The sequence below is a fragment of the Arthrobacter gengyunqii genome (genome assembly GCF_023022985.1).
Classification (GTDB): Bacteria; Actinomycetota; Actinomycetes; order Actinomycetales; family Micrococcaceae; genus Arthrobacter_B; species Arthrobacter_B gengyunqii.
Genome location: NZ_CP095461.1, coordinates 2,731,945 through 2,754,219, shown reverse-complemented (window position 1 = coordinate 2,754,219; position 22,275 = coordinate 2,731,945). Strand labels below are relative to the sequence as shown.

At 63.5% G+C, this 22,275-nt stretch carries 17 protein-coding genes and 1 pseudogene; 14 read left to right on the top strand and 4 right to left on the bottom strand.

Features of this window, described 5'->3' with window-relative positions:
• Window positions 1-65 precede the first annotated feature (65 nt).
• The 4 genes and pseudogenes from glf to MUG94_RS12565 form a co-directional block, all read left to right on the top strand.
• Window positions 66-1,265 (top strand): annotated as a pseudogene (gene glf, locus MUG94_RS12580) (UDP-galactopyranose mutase); the annotation flags it as partial.
• 92 nt (window positions 1,266-1,357) lie between these two features.
• On the top strand, window positions 1,358-3,274 hold the full coding sequence (locus MUG94_RS12575; RefSeq protein WP_227906568.1) for a glycosyltransferase: 1,917 nt from the start codon (window positions 1,358-1,360) through the stop codon (window positions 3,272-3,274).
• Between the two features lie 2 nt (window positions 3,275-3,276).
• The gene (locus tag MUG94_RS12570) at window positions 3,277-4,149 is read left to right on the top strand and encodes an ABC transporter permease (protein ID WP_231704801.1); all 873 of its coding nucleotides are present in this window, start codon (window positions 3,277-3,279) and stop codon (window positions 4,147-4,149) included.
• A 3-nt stretch (window positions 4,150-4,152) separates the two neighbouring features.
• Window positions 4,153-4,884 (top strand): ABC transporter ATP-binding protein, encoded by a 732-nt coding sequence (locus tag MUG94_RS12565; RefSeq protein WP_227906394.1) that lies wholly within the window; start codon window positions 4,153-4,155, stop codon window positions 4,882-4,884.
• 70 nt (window positions 4,885-4,954) lie between these two features.
• On the opposite strand, the gene rfbA is transcribed toward MUG94_RS12565, so the two are convergent.
• Window positions 4,955-5,827, bottom strand: coding sequence for a glucose-1-phosphate thymidylyltransferase RfbA (gene rfbA, locus MUG94_RS12560; protein ID WP_227906393.1), 873 nt, complete (start codon window positions 5,825-5,827; stop codon window positions 4,955-4,957).
• A 282-nt stretch (window positions 5,828-6,109) separates the two neighbouring features.
• Here rfbA and MUG94_RS12555 point away from each other — a divergent pair, with 282 nt between their 5' ends.
• The 4 genes from MUG94_RS12555 (at window position 6,110) to MUG94_RS12540 (ending at window position 10,795) form a co-directional block, all read left to right on the top strand.
• Window positions 6,110-7,396 carry a polysaccharide biosynthesis protein gene (locus MUG94_RS12555; RefSeq protein WP_227906391.1) on the top strand — a complete coding sequence of 429 codons (1,287 nt, stop codon included), beginning with the start codon at window positions 6,110-6,112 and terminating at the stop codon, window positions 7,394-7,396.
• A 66-nt stretch (window positions 7,397-7,462) separates the two neighbouring features.
• Window positions 7,463-8,461: a dTDP-glucose 4,6-dehydratase gene (rfbB, locus tag MUG94_RS12550; protein ID WP_227906389.1), complete on the top strand. Its 999-nt coding sequence runs from the start codon at window positions 7,463-7,465 to the stop codon at window positions 8,459-8,461.
• Between the two features lie 4 nt (window positions 8,462-8,465).
• On the top strand, window positions 8,466-9,893 hold the full coding sequence (locus MUG94_RS12545) for a sugar nucleotide-binding protein (RefSeq protein WP_227906387.1): 1,428 nt from the start codon (window positions 8,466-8,468) through the stop codon (window positions 9,891-9,893).
• Window positions 9,890-10,795, top strand: a complete 906-nt coding sequence (locus MUG94_RS12540; protein ID WP_227906386.1) for a glycosyltransferase family 2 protein — start codon at window positions 9,890-9,892, stop codon at window positions 10,793-10,795. Before MUG94_RS12545 ends, MUG94_RS12540 begins: the two co-directional genes overlap by 4 nt.
• 93 nt (window positions 10,796-10,888) lie before the next feature.
• Here the strand turns inward: MUG94_RS12540 and MUG94_RS12535 are convergent, their stop codons facing one another.
• Window positions 10,889-12,892 (bottom strand): DUF6541 family protein, encoded by a 2,004-nt coding sequence (locus MUG94_RS12535; RefSeq protein WP_227906385.1) that lies wholly within the window; start codon window positions 12,890-12,892, stop codon window positions 10,889-10,891.
• A 256-nt stretch (window positions 12,893-13,148) separates the two neighbouring features.
• On the opposite strand from MUG94_RS12535, the gene MUG94_RS12530 reads away from it, so the two are divergent.
• The 3 genes from MUG94_RS12530 to MUG94_RS12520 are packed head-to-tail and all read left to right on the top strand — an operon-like array spanning window position 13,149 to window position 15,389.
• Entirely contained in the window at window positions 13,149-13,919 is a 771-nt protein-coding gene (locus tag MUG94_RS12530) for a glycosyltransferase family 2 protein (protein ID WP_227906384.1), read from the top strand.
• A complete protein-coding gene (locus MUG94_RS12525; RefSeq protein ID WP_227906382.1) occupies window positions 13,916-14,359 on the top strand; it encodes a DUF2304 domain-containing protein in 444 nt (147 codons plus the stop codon). Before MUG94_RS12530 ends, MUG94_RS12525 begins: the two co-directional genes overlap by 4 nt.
• A gap of 7 nt (window positions 14,360-14,366) precedes the next feature.
• On the top strand, window positions 14,367-15,389 hold the full coding sequence (locus tag MUG94_RS12520) for a D-alanyl-D-alanine carboxypeptidase family protein (RefSeq protein ID WP_227906380.1): 1,023 nt from the start codon (window positions 14,367-14,369) through the stop codon (window positions 15,387-15,389).
• Between the two features lie 22 nt (window positions 15,390-15,411).
• Here MUG94_RS12520 and MUG94_RS12515 read toward each other — a convergent pair whose 3' ends face one another.
• Together MUG94_RS12515 and MUG94_RS12510 are read right to left on the bottom strand one after the other, a co-directional pair.
• On the bottom strand, window positions 15,412-16,296 hold the full coding sequence (locus MUG94_RS12515; protein WP_227906378.1) for a glycosyltransferase family 2 protein: 885 nt from the start codon (window positions 16,294-16,296) through the stop codon (window positions 15,412-15,414).
• Between the two features lie 655 nt (window positions 16,297-16,951).
• Window positions 16,952-18,952, bottom strand: coding sequence for a GH25 family lysozyme (locus MUG94_RS12510; protein ID WP_227906374.1), 2,001 nt, complete (start codon window positions 18,950-18,952; stop codon window positions 16,952-16,954).
• A 298-nt stretch (window positions 18,953-19,250) separates the two neighbouring features.
• Here MUG94_RS12510 and MUG94_RS12505 point away from each other — a divergent pair, with 298 nt between their 5' ends.
• From MUG94_RS12505 to MUG94_RS12495, 3 genes are all read left to right on the top strand, one after another.
• Window positions 19,251-20,477: a TadA family conjugal transfer-associated ATPase gene (locus tag MUG94_RS12505; RefSeq protein ID WP_227906373.1), complete on the top strand. Its 1,227-nt coding sequence runs from the start codon at window positions 19,251-19,253 to the stop codon at window positions 20,475-20,477.
• Window positions 20,474-21,328 carry a type II secretion system F family protein gene (locus MUG94_RS12500; RefSeq protein WP_227892086.1) on the top strand — a complete coding sequence of 285 codons (855 nt, stop codon included), beginning with the start codon at window positions 20,474-20,476 and terminating at the stop codon, window positions 21,326-21,328. The genes MUG94_RS12505 and MUG94_RS12500 overlap by 4 nt, the downstream gene beginning before the upstream one ends.
• Before the next feature lie 137 nt (window positions 21,329-21,465).
• Entirely contained in the window at window positions 21,466-22,266 is an 801-nt protein-coding gene (locus tag MUG94_RS12495; RefSeq protein WP_227906372.1) for a type II secretion system F family protein, read from the top strand.
• Window positions 22,267-22,275: the final 9 nt, after the last annotated feature.

Genomic DNA, 22,275 nt, shown 5'->3' with positions numbered 1-22,275 from the left:
GTGTGCCGATTCTCGGATAACCTAGACCGTCGGGTCCGTGCCCGCATGGGCAGTACCGAAACAAACAGGAGAAGCAAGTGAACGTTGACCTCGTCGTCGTTGGATCGGGATTTTTCGGTCTGACCGTAGCCGAGCGCGCTGCAAAGGAACTGGGCCTTAAGGTCGCTGTCCTGGACCGCCGCCACCACATTGGCGGCAACGCCTACAGCGAAAAGGAAACTCAGACGGGCATTGAGGTGCACCGCTACGGAGCGCACCTCTTCCACACGTCCAATGAACGCGTCTGGGAGTACGTCAACCGGTTCACCGAGTTCACCAACTACGTTCACAAGGTCTACACCAGCCACAAGGGCGAGGTGTACTCCATGCCCATCAACCTGGGCACGATCAACCAGTTCTTCCGTTCCTCCATGGGCCCCGCCGAGGCGAAGGCCCTGATCCAGGAGCAGGCCGGCGAACTTGCCGGAACTGATCCGGCCAACCTCAATGACAAGGGCATCCAGCTGATCGGCCGCCCGCTGTACGAGGCGTTCATCAAGCACTACACCGGCAAGCAGTGGCAGACCGATCCCAAGGACCTGCCGGCCGAAATCATCAGCCGCCTGCCGGTCAGGTACAACTATGACAACCGGTACTTCAACGACAAGTACGAGGGCCTGCCCGTTGACGGCTACACGGCCTGGATCGAGCGGATGGCGGACCACCCCAACATCCAGGTGCACCTGAACACCGATTTCTTTGACGCCGGACATGAGTTCTCCCGCGACGCCACCCGGGGCCAGGTGCCGGTCATCTACACCGGTGCCGTGGACCGCTACTTTGACTATGCCGAGGGGAACCTCTCCTGGCGCACCATCGACCTCGAAGAAGAGGTCCTGGCGATGGAGGACTTCCAGGGCACCTCGGTCATGAACTACCCGGATGAGGACGTTCCCTACACCCGGATCCATGAGTTCCGTCACTTCCACCCTGAGCGCGACTACACCAAGGACGCCACGGTCATCATGCGCGAATTCTCCCGGTTCGCGGAGAAGGGTGACGAGCCGTACTACCCCGTCAACACGGCGGAGGACCGGGCCAAGCTCCTGGCCTACCGCGACCTTGCCAAGGGCGAAAAGGAAGTCCTCTTCGGCGGACGCCTGGGCACCTACAAGTATCTGGACATGCACATGGCGATCGGATCGGCATTGTCGATGTACGACAATAAGATTAAGCCCCACTTCACCGGCGGGGCAAAGCTCGAAAGCGGAGGAGTTGACGCGTGAGCCAGCTGAAGACTGAAGAAAAGCAGGGCACCATCGGGGAATCGGAGCAGTGGCATACACTGCAGCGCATCATTTTCCCGGACCAGAGCCAAATGGACACGGCACTGCTGTACGTCGACAGCGGCTCTGCCATGGGTGCGCAGTTCAACACCATGGACGGCTCCATGATGAAGTCCACGAAGACGCAGAGCACCGAGGCCGCCGCGTCCGGCGGTGAAGTGCATGTGGAGGACTTCCTCTCCCGCACCGGCACCATTGCCCGCCCCGGGCAGCGTCTGTCCTTCGGCACTTATTTCAACGCCTTCCCGGCGAGCTACTGGCGCCGCTGGACCGACGTTGAAAGTGTCCGCCTGCATGTGGAAACCAAGGGCGCCGGCGCCGTCAGCGTCTACAAGTCCAACGCTCGCGGCTCCCTGCAGCATGTGTTGACCCGGCGGGTTGACGGTGACACGGTTTCCGACTTTGACCTCACGCTGAAGCCCTTTGGCGACGGCGGCTGGTACTGGTTTGACCTGGTGGCGGGCGCCGAGCCCATGGCCCTTGTTGAAGCCAACTGGATGGCCGAAGGCGAGGCACAGAAACCCGGTTCAATCACGCTGGAAATCACCACGCTGAACAAGAACGAGTTCTGCCTGAACAACCTCAAGATTCTGGCGGACAATCCCGAGGCACTGGAAAACGTTGCCGAGGTGCTGATCGTTGATCAGGGGACCAAGAAGCTGGTTGACGCCGAAGGCTTCGCGGAAGCCGAAGCCGCACTTGGCGGCAAGCTCCGGATGATCCACCAGGGCAACCTGGGCGGTTCCGGCGGTTTTGCCCGCGGCATGTATGAAGCCGTGGAAAACGGCAGCGACTATGCGCTGTTGCTCGATGATGACATCGTCATGGAACCGGAGAGCATCACCCGGATGCTCACCTTCGCGGACCACTGCAAGACGCCCACCATCGTCGGTGCGCACATGTTCGACCTGTACAACCGCTCCGTCCTGCACACCTTCGGCGAGACGGTCAACGTTTTCCGGTTCCAGCCGGACCATCCGTTCAAGGAACAGGTCCTCGGCCACGACTTCGCGCGCACCAACCTGCGCACCACCTCGTGGATGCACCGCCGCGTGGACGTGGACTACAACGGCTGGTGGATGTGCATGATCCCCACCGAGGTTATCCGCAACATTGGGCTTTCCCTGCCCGTGTTCATCAAATGGGACGACGCCGAATACGGGCTCCGCGCCAAGGCCGCCGGTTACAACACCGTCTCGCTGCCCGGTGCCGCCGTCTGGCACATCACCTGGGCTGACAAAGACGATGCCGTGGACTGGCAGGCCTACTTCCACAGCCGGAACCGCATCATCACCGCCCTGCTGCACAGCCCCTATCCGCGAGGCGGACGGGTGGTGCGTGAGGGCAGCTTCATTGATATCAAGCACCTGATCTCCATGCAGTACTTCACGGCACAGGGACGCGTGATGGCGCTGAAGGACCTGATCGCCGGTCCGGAGCAGCTCCACGACATCCTGCCCAGCCGGCTCCCTGCCATTCAGGCGATGCGCAAGGAATATTCCGAAGCACAGTTCGAAGCCGACCCCGAGGCGTTCCCCCGCCCGGGCATGGTCAAACCGCCGCGCCACGGACAGGGCTTCAAAGCACCGTCCTACGTCACGCTCGTGCCCTGGGCAGCCAAGACCATTGTCCGGCAGCTGACCAAGCCGGTGGCGAAGTCCAGCATCGAACGGCCCCAGGCCCGGGTTGCCCACATCGACAACCGGTGGTGGCGCATGTCGCAGTATGACAGCGCGGTGGTCACGAACGCAGACGGCACGGCAGCCTCGTGGTACCAGCGGGATCCAAAGAAGCTGCGGAAACTGCTGGCCGAGGGAGCGCGCTTGAACGCAGAAATCCTGAGGGACTGGCACAAGCTGAGCCAGAAGTACCGCAAGGCGCTTCCGGAAATCACGTCCATGGAGGCCTGGAAAGCGACCTTCGAAAAGCACTCGGAAGAGAGTAAATAAGCTTGTCCACCGGCGCGCTCGAAACCCCGGGGCGGGGAGCAGGACTGGCGGATATCTTCCGGTCCCGCTTCCTGCTCAAGCTGCTCGTTTCCAAGGAACTCAAGGTCCGTTACCGCGGGTCGGTACTTGGGCTCCTGTGGTCCTATGTAAAGCCCGGCGTTCAGTTCGTGGTCTTCTACATTGCCCTCGGCATCTTCCTGAACCTGGAGCAGAGTGACCGCAATCCCAGCGGGCTGCCGAATTACGCGATCTATCTGTTCTCCGGCATTGTCCTGATCAACTTCTTCACTGAAGCGCTCGGGAACGCGTCCCGCTCCATCGTGGGCAACGGCGGCCTCATCAAGAAAATCTACCTGCCGCGACAGCTTTTCCCAGTGGCCTCGGTGTGGGTGTCCGCGGTGCATTTTGTTCCGCAGATGATCATCCTTCTGGTGGCCTGTCTGTTCAACGGATGGCGCCCTTCGCTGCTCCAGCTGGCGGCAGCGGTGGCGGGGTTCATCATCGTTGCCCTGCTGGCTACGGGACTGGGCCTGCTCTTTGGGGCAGTGAACGTCTACTTCCGGGACGCGGAGAACCTTGTGGACATGCTGCTCATGATTGCCACTTGGGCCTCCCCGGTGCTGTATTCATGGGACATGGTGCAGGAAAAGCTGGGGGAGACCTTCTTCACCCTTTACCAGCTCAATCCGATTACCGTGGCCGTGGAAACGTTCCACTTTGCGTTTTGGCTCCCCACAACGGACGGCGCCGAGGCAATTCCGCCGAACCTGCTGTCCCTTTGGATTCCCGTCGCCTTGGCCATATCCGCAGCTGTGCTGCTGATTGGCCAGCTCGTCTTCCGTCGCCTTGAAGGCCGTTTCGCGCAGGAGCTGTGAACCGTGGCAAATGCCATTGAAGTACGCAATATCAACAAGCAGTTTGTCCTTCGGCATACGCGCTCCATGAAGGAGGCGTTTGTCTGGCTGGTGAAGGGCCGCAAGGGTGACCTCTCGGAAAAGTTCCACGCCCTCAAAGGTGTCTCCCTGGATATCGAGCAGGGGGAGACGGTTGCGCTTCTGGGCCTGAACGGGTCAGGCAAGTCCACGCTCCTGAAGCACATCTCGGGCGTCATGCGCCCCGACACCGGAACCGTGGGAACCAGGGGGCGGGTGGCCGGTCTGATCGAAGTGGGTGCAGGATTCCACCACGACCTCAGCGGCAGGGACAACGTGTACCTGAACGGTGCCATCCTGGGCATGACCGAGCAGGAGATCGACGAGAAGTTTGACTCCATCGTTGAGTTTTCGGAGATTGGCCAGTTCATCGATACCGAGGTGAAGTTCTACTCCTCGGGCATGTACCTGAGGCTGGCATTCTCCGTGGCTGTCCACACCAATCCCGAGGTGTTCCTCGTGGATGAGATCCTGGCCGTGGGCGATGAGCCGTTCCAGAAGAAGTGCATCGCAAAAATCCGTGAGCTTGCCGACGAAGGCAAGACCCTGGTTGTTGTCAGCCATGATCTGGATCTGGTGGCGAAGATTTGTGAGCGCGGTGTGCTGCTCGAGCACGGGCAGGTGGTCATGGACGGCCCGGTAATCGACGTCGTCGCCCGCCTGCGTGGCCAGGGCTAGGGAAACCGGCAGACAGTGAAAAGGGCGGACCCGCTGGGTCCGCCCTTTTCACTGCCCCGGTGGAAGCGCCCTACCTCATACCAGACTCGAGCAGGGAGAGCAGGTAGTCTCCATAGCCGCTTTTTACCAGCGGCTCCGCCCGTTTGCGCAGCTCATCGTCTGAGAGGAACCCCAGCCGCCAGGCAACTTCCTCTGGAGAACCGATTTTGAGCCCCTGCCGGCTCTCCACCGTGCGGATGAAATTGGAAGCGTCATTGAGCGAATCGAACGTGCCGGTGTCCAGCCAGGCGGTGCCGCGGGGGAGGATGTCCACACGCAGCTTCCCGCGTTCCAGATAGACCCGGTTCACGTCAGTGATTTCCAGTTCCCCGCGGGGAGAAGGCTTGAGCGATTTGGCAATCTCCACCACGTCGTTGTCGTAGAAGTACAGACCCGGGACTGCGTAGTTGCTCTTGGGATGTGCGGGCTTCTCTTCCAGGGACAGTGCCTTGCCGGCGGCGTCGAACTCCACCACGCCGTAGGCGCTGGGGTCCTGGACCCAGTAGCCGAAGATGGCTCCGCCGTCCACGTTTTCAAACCGGCGCAGCTGGGTTCCCATACCGTGGCCATAGAAGATGTTGTCTCCAAGGATCAGGGCCACGGATTCTCCGCCGATGTGTTCTTCGCCAAGGACGAAAGCCTGGGCGAGGCCGTCGGGGGAGGCCTGCTGGGCATACGTGATGCTGATCCCGAACTGGCTGCCGTCTCCGAGCAGCCGCTCAAACTGATCCGCATCGTACGGGGTAGTAATGATGAGGATGTCGCGGATGCCGCTGAGGATAAGCGTGGAGAGTGGGTAGTAGATCATTGGCTTGTCATAGACAGGTACAAGCTGTTTGCTGATGCCATGGGTGATGGGGTGCAGCCGGGATCCCGTGCCGCCGGCCAGTATTATTCCGCGCATGGAATCATCTTCTCCCAGCCCGTGGCACCGGCAAAATCACAGACCGCGGACGCTCTTCGGTATGTCGAGCGCAGAGCGGGCACTGGACGCAATGTACCCGGGGTGAAGCTCCGGTAGGGTTGATCAGTGGGAGTTTTGTCTCCGGGGCGGCATCCCTGCCCGGCATCCTCCGCATAATCCTCTCCGTCCCGCTGCCGGCCGGAAGGAGTGGCTGACACGAGGTGAAAAGCAATCAGATTCAAGTTGGGTAAAGCTAAGGGGGCTCAAACCCCTGAAAAGGGCATGGGCCAGGCTTCGGCCGCCGGCGTGGGAGCCGCCTCGCTGGCCTCCGCAGCCGTGGGTTACGTCGTGATCGTGGTAGCGGCCCGCACGCTGGACAAGCAGGACAACGCCGCCTTCCTGACCTTTTGGTCTGTGGTGTTCCTTGTCATCGGGGTGCTGGGCGGCATCGCCGTCGAGACTACCCGTGCCGCCAAGACCGCACGCAGCCTGGAGGTTTCCGGATCCGCGTCGGTGCAAACGCCTGATGAGCGGCGCCGGCCCCGCATGGGCCCGGCTGCTCTGGCAGTGGGTCTGGGGACAGGCCTTGTCATCGCCGGAGCGTCCCCCCTGTGGGCACCGCCGATCTTTGGCACCTACGCCACCGCACTCGTCCCTGTGGTCTGTGTGACCGCTGTCTTCTACTCCGGTCATGCGGTGATGATGGGGCAGCTCGGTGGCCTGGGACGCTGGGGGACCTACTCGAGAATGATCGCCTCCGAGTCTGCGGTCCGTCTCGCCGTCCTGGTTGTAATGGTGCTGATCGGGGCGACAGTAGCGGGACTGGCCTGGGCAACCGCCGCGGGCACCGCTGCCTGGCTGCTGTTTATGCTCCTCTCACCCCAAAGCCGCAGAGCCTTCTTGCATCGGTCCGATACGAGCCTGCGGCCCTACCTGCGGACCGTGTGGCATGCCTGCATGGCCGCGGCGGCCAGTGCGTCACTGGTGGTTGGCTTTCCCGTGCTGCTGCGCCTGACCACCACGGATTCCGTGTACCTGGAATCTGCTGCCCTCCTGATGGCGCTGTCGCTGACTCGTGCACCGCTCATGATCCCGCTGCAGGCCTACCAAGGCGTCGCCATCACCCATTTCATGTCCCGGCGATCGGAGGGACTGAAAGCAGTGGCTCCCATTTTCGGTTTACTGATTGGAGTCGCCGTGGTGGGTGCTGCTGCGGCGTGGCTTCTTGGCCCCTGGCTCATGGTGGCCTTCTTCGGCGAACACTATGACATGTCCCCGGCGGTCCTGGCCGCACTGACGTTCGACGCCGGATTCCTGGCGCTGCTCACCCTGACCGGTGCGCTGACCATCGCCAGTAACCGGCACCGTGCCTACTCGCTGGGCTGGGTTACAGCCTGCGTGGTGTCCTTTGCCCTGCTGTGGCTGCCGCTGGACATCGAGACACGGACGATTATCAGCCTTGCCGCAGGTCCGCTCTGCGGCATCGCGGTGCACCTGTGGGTCATCCTTCGCTCATCGCCCGCATCCGGTGCCGCCGGCGGCACCAAGCGCAGCATTGCAGCCCCCTGAGCGAAGGACTGCCGGCCGGTAGGGACTCGGACAATGGTGCCCTGACGGACAGGTAGGGTTAAAATCATGCAAAAACTTCTGGTGACCGGCGGAGCCGGTTTTATTGGGTCTAACTTTGTCCATTACGTCCTGGAGCACACCGATGCGCAGGTTACGGTGCTGGACAAGCTCACCTATGCCGGCAACCGTGCCTCCCTGCAGGGCCTGGACCCGGCACGGTTCACCTTGGTCGTGGGCGATATCTGCGACGCCGCTCTGGTGGATCCGCTGGTGGCTGAGGCCGACGTCGTGGTGCACTACGCCGCTGAGTCCCACAACGACAATTCGCTGCATGACCCGCGCCCGTTCCTGGACACCAACATCATCGGCACCTACACGCTGATCGAAGCGGCACGCAAGCACGGCACCCGGTTCCACCACATCTCCACGGACGAGGTCTACGGCGACCTGGAACTGGATGACCCGGCACGGTTCACCGAAGCCACCCCGTACAACCCCTCCAGCCCGTATTCCTCCACGAAGGCCGGTTCGGACCTTTTGGTGCGCGCCTGGGTGCGGTCCTTCGGGCTGCAGGCCACCATCAGCAACTGCTCCAACAACTACGGCCCGTACCAGCATGTGGAAAAGTTCATTCCCCGCCAGATCACCAACGTGATCGACGGCGTGCGGCCCAAGCTCTATGGTGCCGGGGAGAACGTGCGGGACTGGATCCACGCCAACGACCATTCCTCGGCCGTGCTGACCATCATTGAAAAGGGCGAGATCGGCCAGACCTACCTGATCGGTGCTGACGGGGAGAAGAACAACAAGGAAGTTGTGGAACTGATCCTGACGCACATGGGGCTGCCCGCGGACGCCTACGACCAGGTCATCGACCGTCCCGGCCACGACCTGCGCTACGCCATTGATTCCTCCAAGCTGCGCTCCGAGCTGGGCTGGGCTCCGCAGTTCTCCAACTTCGAGCAGGGACTGGCCGATACCATCGCCTGGTACCGGGAACATGAGGAATGGTGGCGGCCCCAGAAGGACGCCACCGAAGCCAAATACAAGGTCCAGGGCCAGTAACGCCATGACCGTAGAATTCTCCAAGCCCCTGGCTGCCCGCCCCACGCCCATTCCCGGCGTCGTCCTGTATGACCTTCCGGTCCACGGCGACAACCGCGGCTGGTTCAAGGAAAACTGGCAGCGGGAAAAGATGCTTGCGCTGGGACTGCGGGACTTCGGGCCGGTGCAGAACAACATTTCCTTCAACGAAAAGGCCGGCACCACCCGCGGCATCCACGCCGAGCCCTGGGACAAGTACATTTCCGTGGCCACGGGCCGGATCTTCGGCGCGTGGGTGGACCTGCGCGAGGGCCCGTCCTTCGGCACGGTCTTCACCGCCGAGATGGGCCCGGACACGGCCATCTTCATCCCGCGCGGGGTGGGCAACGCCTTCCAGACCCTGGAGGACAACACCGCCTACACGTACCTGGTCAATGACCACTGGAGCGCCGATGCCCAGGGGCAGTACACGTTCTTGAACCTCGCTGACGAGACCGCGGCCATCCAGTGGCCGATCCCGCTGGAAAAGGCGGAGCTCTCGGACAAGGACAAGGCCCATCCGCGGCTGGCCGATGTGGTGCCGATGCCGCCGAAGAAGATCCTGGTCCTGGGCGCTGACGGGCAGCTGGGCCGTGCCCTGCGCGCTGAGTACGACGGCGCCGGGAACGTTGAGTTCGCTGCCCGCACCGACTTTGACCTCACCGATCCCGCGTCCTTCGCGTCACGGAACTGGAAGAACTACTCAGCCGTCATCAACGCGGCCGCGTACACGGCCGTGGACACCGCTGAAACAGCCGAGGGCAGGGCGGCGGCCTGGGCCATCAACGCAACCGCCGTGGCCCGGCTGGCCCGGGTTGCGGCGGAGCACCGGTTCACCCTGGTGCAGGTTTCCTCGGACTATGTTTTTGACGGCACCGCACCGCTGCACGATGAACAGGAGCCGTTTTCCCCGCTGGGCGTGTACGGGCAGTCCAAGGCTGCCGGCGACACCGTGGTGGGGGCCGTGCCGGCGCACTACATCGTGCGCACATCCTGGGTGATCGGGGACGGCAGCAACTTCGTGAAGACCATGGCCTCACTGGCCGCCCGGGGGATCGCCCCGTCGGTGGTGGATGACCAGATCGGCCGGCTGACCTTCACCGAGGACCTGGCAGCGGGTATCCGGTATCTGCTGGAATCCGGTGCCCCGTACGGCACGTACAACCTCACGAACACCGGGCCCGAGGCTTCGTGGGCTGAGATCGCCCGCGACGTGTTCCGCCTCTGCGGCGCTTCGCCGGAGTCCGTCACGGGCGTGTCCACGGCGGAGTACTTCGCGGGCAAGGAGGGCGTGGCTCCGCGGCCGCTGCGCTCCACCCTGGACCTGGGCAAGCTTGAGGCGGCCGGCTTTGTGCCCGAGAGCGCGGCCAAGAGCTTGGAGAGCTATGTGCGAGATTTGGGAGAAAAATCATGACAGCAGAGCCGGAAGTGCTGGGCATTTACATTCCGTTCTGGGGGGATCTTGGCTATTTGCGGACCGCGGTGGAAAGCGTCCGCAGCCAGACGAGCCCCCATTGGCGCCTGACAGTTATCAACGATGCTTATCCGGACCGTGCCGTTGACGAGTACTTTGCCGGACTGACCGGGGAACCGCGGATCCGATACATCCGTAATCCGGAAAACTGCGGCATCACCGAGAATTTCCGTCGGTGTGTGCAGATGGCCACCGAGCCGCGGCTGACCATTATGGGCTGCGACGACTTCATGCTGCCCGGCTATGTCGAGACGGTGATGGCGGCCCATCGCACGGCTCCCCGTGTGGGGATCATCCAGCCCGGGGTCCAGGTGGTGGATGAGCACGGTAAACCGTCAGTCACGCTGACGGACAGCGTTAAGCAGAAGATGCTTCGCCCGCGGACTCCGCCCATCCGTACGCTCGACGGAGACCGCCTGATGGCGGGCCTGATGCATGGAAACTGGCTGTACTGGCCGTCCCTTGCCTTCCGGCGGGACGCTATCCAAACCCATGATTTCCGTGACGACTTTTCCGTGATTCAGGACCTTGCCCTGATTCTGGACCTGATCCTGGACGGCGAGGACCTGCTGGTCCTGTCGGAGACCGTCTTTTGCTACCGCCGGCACAGTTCCAGTGCGTCTTCCCTGGAATTGGTGGACGGGAGCCGGTTCGAGGGCGAGCGCCGCTTTTTCCGCCTCGCGGCCACTCTCGCTGGCGGGAAGGGATGGGGGCGCACCCGTAGGGCGGCAAAACTGCACGTGACCTCCCGTGCACATGCGCTGGTCCTGGTTCCGGGCGCTCTGCGTTCGAAAAACTTCAGTGCGGTGCCGGTTCTTCTGCGGCACGCCTTCGGCAGCTGATCCGCCCGGTCCGAATACCTGAAACGACGGCGGCCGCCCCAATGGGGACGGCCGCCGTCGTCGTTCTGCAGGTGTCAGCGCGTGCGGGCAGAGTCAGCAGCCGACGAATTCGTAGAGCCGGACGTCACCGACGCTGCTGATCAGCTTGAAGTCATCGTCGGTTTCAAGCTCATCCAGTCCGGGGTAGGGGTGGTCGCCGCCGTGGACCTCCTGGTCACCGAAGTCCAGGACATACCCAACGCCGGTTGCTTCGACTGCTTCGCAGACGCCCGGGGTATCTCCAGCGTCCTTGAGGCTGGCGTCGATGATCTCCAGCTCCGGGGTGCTGGTGGAGAAAATGTGCTTGTGGGTGGTTTCACGGTCGCCAAGGGCGTACGCCAGTGCTCCGCCGGTCCAGGGGTTGACGGCGATGACCGCGTCCTCGGGAGTGAGTTCGTCCAGCTCGTCAATCATTTCCAGCTCATCATTGGTGAGCAGGGAAGCCGTGTCGGTAGGGATGTAATTGACGCGCGCCCTGGCAATTTCAGTGTCCATGCTGTTGCCCTGGGTCAGAGGGAACAGCATCAGCGCGGGAACGACGGCAAGGACTGCCGACGTTGCTGCCGCGGCAGTGCCGCTCATCCGGCTGCGGCCGATGGCAGTCCCGGCGAATACAGTGAGCGGCTTGAGAATAAGGTTCAGTCCCAGCACGGCCAGCGGAGCGGCGGCGAGCGGGAGGACAGCAGCGAGCCGCTGGGAGTCGTTGTACCAGACGCCGGTCAGGAACATGCGGGTGTCCGAGATGGGAGTACCGGAGGACACCGCAAAGAGGGCAACGGCAACCGCAAACGAGCCGGCCACCCACAGCAGGCGCGGCTGTCGGAAGCAGGCCACGATACCCACGATCACGAGGATGCTAACCGTCCAGGCAGCCGGCGCGCCGAGGGGGCCCAGCAGGAGGGCCTCACCCACGGCGCGGGGAACCGTTTGTACGTTGCCCCAGAAAGCGTCCTCGGGGGCGGGACGGACGACGTTCCACAACACGATAACGATGCCCCAGGCGGCGGCAAACAGAACCGTCGGAAGGACGTAGCGGGCTGGTGTGGCCTTGGACGTGGCCAGATCCCGGAGATGGAAAACGTAGGCTGAGACAAGGACCGGCAATGCCAGGGCGATCAGCGTCATGATGCCGTTGGGGTGGGACACCGCAATGCCGGGCAGGGTCAGCGCAGCCAGCAGCCAGGCGCGCGGCGCATCCAGCACTGCTGCCGGGGCCTGCTTCAGCACGATGGCACCCAGGGCAAGACCCGCCGGGACCATCGCCAATGACAGGAGGTTGGGATAAAGGACGCCGAAGTCCAGCAGCAGAAGGGGGAACGCGGCGAAGCTGCCGGCAAGGATACCGGCGCCCAGGACGGCAGCGGGGACCAGCCGGGCGAGCTGACGGACTGCGAAGAGGAGGCTGAGTGGCCAGACGGCAGCGGCTATGGCAATGCTCACGGCGCTGACTCCCACAGTGAGCTGTGCACCTGACAGCTGGATCACCAGCGCAGTCAGCCCGTGCCAGGCAGCGGGGTAGAACGTTGCAGGCTGATCACCGGAAGTCATGGAATTTAGGGTGAGCGAGGACGCGTCGGCAGTTTCCAGCACGTAGCGCACTGCGTTCAAATGGAAATTGTTGTCAAAGGTCTGGGAGAAGTTTTCCGGCACGCCGATGACGCGGGCAACCTGCCAGCCAATGAGCAGGAAGGCTATCAGGGCAGCGCCGGCATACAGCAGTTCACGGGAAAACGGAGTTTCCTGCCGGGTGCGCGGCGCCGGCCGCAACCGGCCTTCTGCCAGCCGGAAAACGAAGGCGATCAGCAGGGCCACAACGGTGGCTGCAGCAACGACGCCGATGTTCCAGGGAAGTCCAATAATGGACGCTACAATGGCCGAGAGGCTGATGAGGGTAACCGTAATCAGTGGCGCCAGCGCAATCGCGTCGAAGGTCCGGATGCGAAGCACCAGCCCGACAGCGAATCCGGGGATAATCAGGATGAGCAGGGCGATCATCAGGGCGGGTGCGGCGCTAAGCCAGTCCATGTAGGAGCCTCCGGGGCGTTGACGGTGGGCCATAGGGCCGCGACCAATTCTAGCCTTTGGCGCGGTGAATCCCGGTATTACGGGTCAGCGGCACCGGTTGCCCGCCTCCAGGCAGTTGAGCAGCAGGTTCCGGTTCGATCGATGCAACACATTCCGGTGATGCCCGATCTGCACGATGCAGCGGGCCTGAGATACTTTAGTAAGGACGCCGATATTTTCCCGGAACACAGCGGGGAAGCGCCACACTTTCAGCACTACGTAGGAGTTGGAACCACTGAGCGGGCACAATATGCACGAGACAGCCTTGGGCGGGCTCGGGCTCCCTATCGTTGAAGACCGTATTCTGGTCATCATGCCGGCGTGGAACGAGTCGGAGTCCGTCGGCAACACAGTGACGGAAGTCCTGGGAGCCGTCCCCAACGCCGACGTCCTCGTCGTCGATGACGGGTCCTCCGACGGCACAGCCGACATAGCAGAAGCTGCCGGTGCCACCGTGCTGCGCCTGCCGTTCAACCTCGGCGTGGGCGGAGCCATGCGGGCCGGCTTCAAATATGCCAAGAGACACGGTTACGAACGGGTCATCCAGGTCGATGCAGACGGCCAGCATGATCCCAAGGACCTGATCAACGTTGTAGACGGGCTGCAGCACGCGGACATCTCCATCGGCGCGCGGTTTGCGGACAAGGGCAGCTACGAAGTGCGCGGCCCGCGGAAATGGGCCATGTCATTTCTCGGGTGGTCCATCTCCAAGATCGCCAAAACCCGCCTCACCGACGTCACGTCCGGATTCCGCGCAGGCAACGCGCGCGCCATCGAACAGTACTGTGAGCATTATCCGGCCGAGTACTTGGGGGACACGATTGATTCATTGGTTGTCGCCGTCCGGTCCGGACTGACCGTTACCCAGGTGCCGGTGGAAATGCGGCCCCGCCAGGGCGGCCAGCCCAGTCACAACCCGGCCAAGGCGGCCATCTACCTGGCACGCAGCGGCTTCGCCCTGCTGATTGCCATATCACGCAAGAAAACCAGCGTCGGAACCGACCGGAGCGCAGCGAAATGACCACCACCCTCTTACCATTCCTCCTCGCCCTCGCGGTGGTCTGCTGGGTGGTCCTGCTTCTGCGCCAGCGCAAGCTCAAAGAAAAATACGCTGTCCTTTGGGTCATTGTCGGCCTGCTGATCATCGTCCTGGCAGGCTTTCCGCAACTCCTGGGCTGGGCATCCGATCTGGCCGGGTTCGCCATTCCGGCCAACCTCCTCTTTACATTGGCGATCTTCCTGGTCCTGGGCGTGTGCCTGCACCTGTCTCTGGAGATTTCGGTTGTCGAGGACGAAACGAGGGCGTTGGCCGAAGAGGCAGCCATCCTTCGAGCCGCTTTGGACAAGCTCACCGCCCGCGTCGAAGCACTGTCTCTGCCTTCTGACCAGGATGGGAATGCGGACGGAAGTTCACCGGCGCCTCATCACGGTGACGGGCTGCAGGGACCGCGCCACGGCTAAGGCACCAGTGACTGCCCCCGGACCGAGGTTCTCGGTCCTGTCCGCAGCGGTCTGTGCCCTGGCCCTGATTCTGGGCGGAGCCCCTGCCGCCGTCGCTTCACCGGCATCACAAACAGCCGCCGGCCGGGCAGAAACAGCCATCGACCAGGCATATGAGCGGTTGGGCGGAGCGAACAGCGGGCTCGGCAAACCTACGGGGGCAGAGACCTGCGGCCTGCGTGACGGCGGTTGTTACCGCAACTATGAACACGGCGGCATTGTATGGTCCCCGGGCACGGGGGCGCAGCCCTCGTGGGGAGCCATCCGCGAGGCCTGGTCCAAGTACTCCTACGAGAATGGTCCGCTGGGCTATCCGGTCGCCGGCCCCGCCTGCAGTGACGGCACCTGTTCACAAAACTTCCAGCGCGGCACCATTTTGTGGCATCCGGCCGAGCCGGCCACAGTGGACCTGGATATCGACAACCCGGAGAACACCGCCGTCGTCGTCAATAAAGAACGCCCGCTGGCGCCGGAAGATTATGCTCCGGAGGATCTCACGAGCGTGGACGGACAACTTCTGCGCGCTGAACCGGCGGAAGCACTGAGACACCTGCAACAGGCAGCGGCCGCTGACGGAGTGACGGTCCGGGCAATCAGCGGTTACCGTCCCTTCGAGACACAGTTCGAGCTGTACAGCGGCTACACCTCGCAGTACGGGGAGGACCAGGCGGATACCATCTCCGCCCGGCCGGGCCACAGCGAGCACCAGACCGGACTGGCCGTGGACATTGCCGCCGCGGACGGCGCCTGCTCTTTGCAGGCCTGCTTTGCAGACACCCAAGCCGGGGCGTGGGCGGCAGAAAATGCCCATCGGTTTGGGTTTATCGTCCGGTACCCTGCCGGAGCCTCTGCCGTGACCGGCTATGCCTATGAGCCATGGCACCTGCGTTTCGTGGGTGTCGACTTGGCCAGCGCCGTTCACTCATCAGGTATCAGCACGCTCGAGGAATACTTCCGCCTTCCTGCAGCTCCCGGCTACCCGCCCCGGTAGTGCCACCTTCAAGCCGCCTTCGTCATCCCACGATGTGACGGGCCATGTTCTGTGCCGTGCGCACGGAGGGATGCCGCAGGGACGCCAGAAGCACCGTCAGGGCGTTCAGTCTTGAAGTCCAGTGAAAGCGGGCCGCCCGTTCCGCACGAGGCCAGCCCAGGTCCCGGAATCGGTTGGTTTGTTCCCGAAAGTACCGGCGCTCTTCGTCGAAGCGTCGCCCGTCTGCTGCCCGCACGGAAGAATCCGACGATGCATGGCGTCGGTACTGGAAGGAAACCGGGCCGTCCACCACTATGGATCCGCCGGCGGCGGCGATGTCCATCAGCAATGCCAGGTCCTGAACAACGTCAAACTCGGGGCGGAAACCAAAGTGGGCAATGGCTTCCCGGCGCCAGGCCAGGGCAGGGAAATAGTGCCAGCCGGCTCTTAGGAGGCTGGCAGCCATTTGCTCACCGCCAACCACTGCCGGGTACGGACCGGAGGGGGCGGTCAAGGACTTCACCGAGTCGGCAAGAGTCTTCGCCCGATGTCCCGTTCCGTTGATGATCTCCACGCCCGGCTGTACCACTGAGGCTTCCGGATGCTCGTCCAGGAGAGCTATAACGTGCTCCAGATAAGACGGCAGCATAACGTCGTCGGCCCCCATGATGACAACCACGGGGGCCTGGGCCATTTCCAGGGCCTTCCGGTAGTTTCCATTGGCGCCGAGATTGGTTTCGTTGCGCAGATAGGTGACGCGCGGATCCTCCAGCGACGCGAACCAGCGCTGCGGCTCCGGGTCCGGGTAGGCGTCGTCCAGAACTGTCAGGAGCCAGTCCTCGCGGGTCTGCGCAAACACGCTGCCCACCGCTTCCTTCATGAGCCCTACGTCGCCGTAATAGGGCAACAGAATATCGATGGCAGGCATGTCAGTGATGCCTCCTTCCCGGCGTCAGGGTCCGCTCGGGCTGTTTCAAGGCTAGAAGCGGGCTTCTAGGTGGACAACGCTCCGGCCTCCGGAACGGGTCGCGGGTACGAACTACCTGCTTATCCACAGTTCCGAAAACACTCTCGTATCTGGGCGGGGGGGCAGCCTCCCAATCAGACCCCCGTGGCCGCAAACAGGCTGCATCAGTCTTACGGCCAGGATGGCAACAATCGTCCTTTCCGTGCTTAGCTCGGGGAGAACTGGTGGACGCCATTGCAATTGTGGAGGATGAGGTTCGGGAACTGATCCGTCTGCATAACGTCAAAGCATAAGCGCAACTAGGAGCTTTGCGGGAGGTCTGCGCCTTCACCGCCTTGCCGCAGTCAGCCACGTAATCCAATATCGGCGTCCTCAATAGTGCGCGGATACTGTACCAAGCACTACAAGGCCGTCGCACGATCTCTAGCCCCCGGCAACCTGGCCGGTGAAATGACGCACCTGGGCGAGCCGGTGCTGTTCCGCCGGCTGCACGAGGACAACGAGACTCCCCGCCACTGGCGCCGCCTGGAGACTGCCTGAGCTTTCCAACCTGTATCCCGTAACAACAGCATCCCGTAACAACAGCGGACAGACCCGAAGGAGGGTCCGCTGCTGTTTAACGCGCTACGCCAACGCTGGTTCCGGCGCCCCGGTCCCACCGCCCGGTCAGCGGGCGGTCCCCGGGGTTGCCGAACTGAAAGCTGGTGCTGGCCGTGGGCCGGATATTGCTGTTGGCGAGGTACCAGTAGCTGCCGCGTTTCACGCCCACGGTGCTGAACCGGTCACTGTTCCAGTCCCCGGAGACCGGGATGTCTCCAGCGTTGCCGAACAGGAAGGCTCCGGCAACACCGGGGCGGATGTTGCTGTTGGTGAGATAGAAGCGCTGAGCCGACCCCTCCGAGCGGGCAACTCCGAGGGTGTCGTAGCCGTCGCCGTCCCAGTCTCCAACAATGGCGGTGTCGCCGACGTCGCCGAACGCGAAGACGCCGTCCGCTGCGCCGCTGGTATTGGAGTTCTTCAGGTAGACCATCCCGTTGCGGAAGACACCGATCGTGTCCCGGCCGTTTCCGTCCCAGTCACCGCAGATCGGCTGGTCTCCGGGATCGCCGTACCGCGCCTCCCGCACGGCTGCCGCTCCGGTCAGGGTCTCGCGGATGTACCAGGTGCCGTTGCGGAAGGCTGCTGGAGTGGCAATGCCGTCCCCGTTCCAGTCGCAAGTGAGGTACTGGTCGCTGGCGTTTCCGTATTCAAGGCTCTTCACCGGGCTGCTGCGGTAGTACAGCTGTCCCGGACGTCCCACCGAGGACTGGCGCGCGAAGCTGCGCAGCTGGGCGACCGAGCCCTGGTAGACGTTTGAATCACCTTCGAACGGCCCCGTGCTGCTGTACTGCCACAGCGTGTACCGGGACCAGCCGTTGGGCAGGGCGCCGGGGCCGGTGGCGTTGTAGGCAGCGATGTGCAGGGGCTGCCCGGCGAAGGCACTGGAGTTGCCCGTGCAGGTGCGCCACCAGTCGGTGGTGGTGTAGATCATCGGCAGGCGCCCCGTGCGGGCTGCGACTGTCTGCGAGAAGTCCCTGATCCAGGACACCATCTGGCCGGCGGTCATGTTGTAGCAGGTGTTCCCGAGGGAGGGGTAGGGGTTGTATTCGATGTCCAGCAGCGGGGGGAGCGTGTTGCCGTCAGCGGACCATCCGCCGCCGTTGTTTACGAAGTAATTGGCCTGGGTTGCACCGCTGGAAACATTGGGGATGGCGAAGTGGTAGGCGCCCCGCAGCATGCCGACGGAGGAGGCGCCGTTGTACTGGCTGGAGAACAGCGGGTTCTTGTAGGAGGTGGCCTCAGTGGCCTTGACGTAGGCGAAGCGCGCGCCCTGGTTCCAGGCGCGGCCCCAGTTGACGGCAGGCTGGTGGCTGCTGACGTCCATGCCCTGTAGCCCGGCGGGCCGCCAGGTTGCTGCGAGGGAGACGGCCGGGGCATCCCCGGTGCTCAGTGCGGGCACGGCAAAGGGCACGCTTCCTTGTGCAGCGGCTCCGGTGGCCGACGGCGCAGCGGTCCCGGGAGCGCTGCCCCCGGTTACCCTGCTGCCGGACGGATCGGTGGCGAGTTCCGGATCTGCCAAGCCGCTGATGATCAGTTTTTCCTCGGCGTCGAGGCGCTCCGCGATTTCCGTACCGCCGGGTACCTGCGGATCGCGCGTCTCTTCCAGGCGCTCAAGTCCCTGTCCCATCGTGGAGCCAAGGATCCCGATGATTTCGGTAAGTTCCTCCTCGGTCAGTGCGGAGGGGTCTGGGACCTCGGTCTCAGCGGGTTCCGGGACGGCAGGGGCTACCTCCGGCGCGGCTACCTCCGGCGCGGCTACCTCCGGCGCGGTTTCGGGAGTCAGGTACGGAAGCGGCTCCGGAACTTCGGTGGGTTCGGGCGACTGGAGTTCTTGGCTCTCCAGGGGCTCCGGTGAGGAACCGGCGGGCTCCGGGACTCCGTGCGCCGGGCTGGCAGGTGCCGTTTCGGTGACGGCACTGTCCGGCGGGAGCTGTGCGGCTGAGGCGGGTGCTGTGGTGGCGGCTAGTGCCAGGCAGAGCAGGCCGGCCAATATGGGAGCTGACTGACGGTGTTTCACGGGGTCTCCAGAGTGCAGTGGACTTCAGACTGAATCCTACCGGGACGGGTGTGAATAATGTGACCAGTGACACCCAAATGAAGGTAGAGGTAGCGAAGCTACAACCGGAAGGCCGCATTTGTAATGATGCAAGGTTTCCTCGGACCAGCCAGCGCCAAGCTCCGTGGAAAGGGTTTTCCACAAGGGATCTGCCACTCTCGTCAAGGGAGTCGAAATCTCCTATCCTTGCCCGCATGGCCGCAGTGGCCTTTGTCTCAGATGCACGGCAGGGATGCTGTGCGGATTCCGGGGGAACACGTTGGATGCCGTACGTATGGTGGAGGATGAGGTCCGGGAACTGATACGTCTGCGTGGCCTTGACCCCGCCAGCCAGCTCGCGGAGGTCCGGCGCCTCGTCGAGGACGCGGTTACCGATTACGACGAGCGGTCCCTCCTGGGTTCTTTGCCGCCGCTGGGCGCATTGGAGTCCGCCCGCCGCCGCGTGTTTGATGCCGTGGCCGGGTTCGGAGCCCTTCAGCCCCTTCTGGACGACCCGACGGTGGAGGAAGTCTGGATTAATTCACCCACCGAAATCTATGCTGCGCGTGACGGTCGTTCAGAGCTGACCTCGCTTGCCCTGTCAGCGGAGCAGGTGCGGGATCTGGTGGAGCGGATGCTGAAGAGCTCGGGCCGCCGGCTGGACCTTTCCTCCCCGTTTGTCGATGCCTCGCTGCCGGACGGGTCGCGCCTGCATGTGGTAATCCCGGACATCACCCGGCGTCATTGGGCCGTCAACATCCGCAAATTCATCGCCCGCGCCAGCAGGCTTGAACACCTGGTGGAATTGGGAACCCTCACTCCGCAGGCGGCCAGGTTTCTGGGTGCCTCCGTCGCCAGTGGACTGAACGTCCTGGTGTCCGGGGCAACCCAAGCAGGCAAGACCACCATGCTGAACTGTTTAGGTGCTTCCATCGGCCCGCGGGAGCGCGTCGTCACTGTCGAAGAGATCTTTGAGCTGCAGCTGCCGCTGCGGGATGTGGTGGGGTTGCAGTGCCGCCAGTCGAATTTGGAGGGTGTAGGGGAGATTCCGCTGCGCAGACTCGTCAAGGAAGCGCTTCGTATGCGGCCGGACCGCCTCATTGTGGGTGAGGTCCGCGAAGCCGAAAGCCTGGACATGCTGATCGCGCTGAACTCCGGCCTGCCGGGCATGTGCAGCGTCCACGCCAACAGCGCCCATGATGCCATTACGAAAATCTGCACCCTTCCGCTGTTGGCCGGGGCAAACATCTCCAGCGCCTTTGTAGTGCCCACCGTGGCTTCCTGCATTGACCTGGTGATCCACTGTGCCCGCAACGCTGCCGGCAAGCGCCAGGTTATGGAGATCATGGCGCTGGGCAACAGGGTGGAAAACGGCGTCATCGAAGCGTCGTCCATTTTTCAGCGGACCGACGGCCGGCTGGAAGTCACTGCCGCGTCCATGCCGGCACCGGAGAAATTTGCCCGCGCAGGCTACAACGTGGCCGAACTCCTGGAAGTGCGGCCATGAGCGCCGCGGCAGGACTGCTGCTGGGCCTGGGACTGTTCCTGATATGGCGGTCTTGCTGGGTAGTTCCACCGGTGCCGGCCCGCCGGCCCCGCAGCAGCCGGCTGGAAGATGAACTGCTGCAGGCGGGGATCCAGCGGGTGACGCCGCGGGCGGTTGTCGCCAGCAGCATCGCAGCCGGACTGCTGGTGGCGCTGCTGGTGCTGGCTGGCACCGGTGCCGTTCCCATCGCCGCCTGCTTTGGATTGTTCGGCGCAGGGGTGCCCCTGTTCCTGGTCCGTTGGCAGGCCCGAAAACAGCGGACATCACGCGCGGAACTGTGGCCGGACGCCGTGGACCACCTGCGGTCTGCCATTCGGGCCGGGCTGTCCCTGCCCGAGGCACTGATCCAGTTGGGAGAGAACGGCCCGGAAGAGCTGCGGCAGCCCTTCCGAGAGTTTGCAGCCGATTACCGGTCCGGCGGTCAGTTCGATCACTCCCTCACACGGCTGAAGGCAACCCTGGCGGATCCGGTGGCTGACCGCATCGTGGAAGCGCTGCGCCTCACCCGCGAGGTGGGAGGCTCAGATCTCGGGCGTTTGCTCGGCACACTGAACGAATTCCTGCGGGACAACGCCAGAACCCGCAGCGAGCTGCTGGCACGCCAGTCCTGGACGGTCAATGCTGCACGGCTGGCCGTCGCCGCCCCGTGGATCGTGCTGATGCTGCTTGCAGCCCGGCCTGAAGCCATTGACGCCTACAACTCTGCGGCCGGGGCTACGGTGCTTGCCGCAGGCATTGTCATTTCAGTGGTTTGCTACCGGCTCATGCTCCGAATCGGGGCGCTTCCCGAAGAAGAGCGGGTGCTGCGGTGAACGCCCCGTGGTTCCTGGCCGTTGTGTGTGGGATTTCTCTGGGGGCCTCGCTCTGGTTTGCCGTCCTGCGGGTGCCATGGCTTCGGCCGGTGACGTTCAGTGAACGGATTGCGCCGCAGTTGCGCACAGGAGGCCAGATGTCCCGTCTTCTGGCCGTACCGGCCGGTGACCTCACTCCGTTCGGCCCGCTGCAACGGATCCTGCGCCCCGCCCTGCATCTGGCTGTCCGCCGTCTCAACCGGATCAACCCGGTTACCCGTGACCTTGAGCGCCGTCTGGAACGTGCGGGGCAGGGCTTGCGCGTGCTGGACTTCCGGGCCGAACAGGTGCTGTGGACCGGCGGAGGTTTCCTGGGCGGGGGCATGATTGCCGTTTGGCTGGCCAGCGTCGACCGGGTGGGTGTGGGCGGCGTCGTGGCCGGCACCGTCCTGGGAGCGGTGCTCGGATTCACTCTCCGCGACTACCGGTTGAGCTCCCAAGTCCAGAGCCGTGAAGCCCGCATGCTGGCCGAGTTCCCCAGCTTGGCGGAGATGATGGCACTTGCAGTGGGCGCCGGAGAAAGCGCCAACGGAGCCCTGGAGCGGATTGCCCGCACGGCCCACGGAGAACTGGCTGGGGAGTTTGCCCGCATCCTCGGCGAAACCCGTTCCGGAGTTCCACTCACCAACGCGCTGCAGCACTTTTCCGACCGGGTCAGGCTCGCTCCGCTGTCCCGGTTCGTGGACGGTTTGACAGTGGCGATCGAACGCGGCACCCCGCTCGCGGATGTCATGCGGGCGCAATCCCAGGACGTGCGCGACCTGGCCAAACGTGAACTCATGGAAAGCGCCGGAAAGAAGGAGATCGCAATGATGGTCCCTCTGGTCTTCGGCGTCCTTCCACTGACAGTGCTCTTCTCGATTTTTCCCGGTCTTTCCCTCCTGGGAATCGGACTCTAGGTCACCCCT

What these genes read in the sequence shown, in the direction of transcription:
- MUG94_RS12575 (WP_227906568.1), top strand. Translation starts at nt 1,358, where the DNA reads ATGGACACGGCACTGCTGTACGTCGACAGCGGCTCTGCCATGGGTGCG.
- rfbA (WP_227906393.1), bottom strand. Translation starts at nt 5,827, where the DNA reads ATGCGCGGAATAATACTGGCCGGCGGCACGGGATCCCGGCTGCACCCC.
- MUG94_RS12555 (WP_227906391.1), top strand. Translation starts at nt 6,110, where the DNA reads ATGGGCCAGGCTTCGGCCGCCGGCGTGGGAGCCGCCTCGCTGGCCTCC.
- rfbB (WP_227906389.1), top strand. Translation starts at nt 7,463, where the DNA reads ATGCAAAAACTTCTGGTGACCGGCGGAGCCGGTTTTATTGGGTCTAAC.
- MUG94_RS12545 (WP_227906387.1), top strand. Translation starts at nt 8,466, where the DNA reads ATGACCGTAGAATTCTCCAAGCCCCTGGCTGCCCGCCCCACGCCCATT.
- MUG94_RS12540 (WP_227906386.1), top strand. Translation starts at nt 9,890, where the DNA reads ATGACAGCAGAGCCGGAAGTGCTGGGCATTTACATTCCGTTCTGGGGG.
- MUG94_RS12535 (WP_227906385.1), bottom strand. Translation starts at nt 12,892, where the DNA reads ATGGCCCACCGTCAACGCCCCGGAGGCTCCTACATGGACTGGCTTAGC.
- MUG94_RS12530 (WP_227906384.1), top strand. Translation starts at nt 13,149, where the DNA reads ATGCACGAGACAGCCTTGGGCGGGCTCGGGCTCCCTATCGTTGAAGAC.
- MUG94_RS12525 (WP_227906382.1), top strand. Translation starts at nt 13,916, where the DNA reads ATGACCACCACCCTCTTACCATTCCTCCTCGCCCTCGCGGTGGTCTGC.
- MUG94_RS12515 (WP_227906378.1), bottom strand. Translation starts at nt 16,296, where the DNA reads ATGCCTGCCATCGATATTCTGTTGCCCTATTACGGCGACGTAGGGCTC.
- MUG94_RS12500 (WP_227892086.1), top strand. Translation starts at nt 20,474, where the DNA reads ATGAGCGCCGCGGCAGGACTGCTGCTGGGCCTGGGACTGTTCCTGATA.
- MUG94_RS12495 (WP_227906372.1), top strand. Translation starts at nt 21,466, where the DNA reads ATGTCCCGTCTTCTGGCCGTACCGGCCGGTGACCTCACTCCGTTCGGC.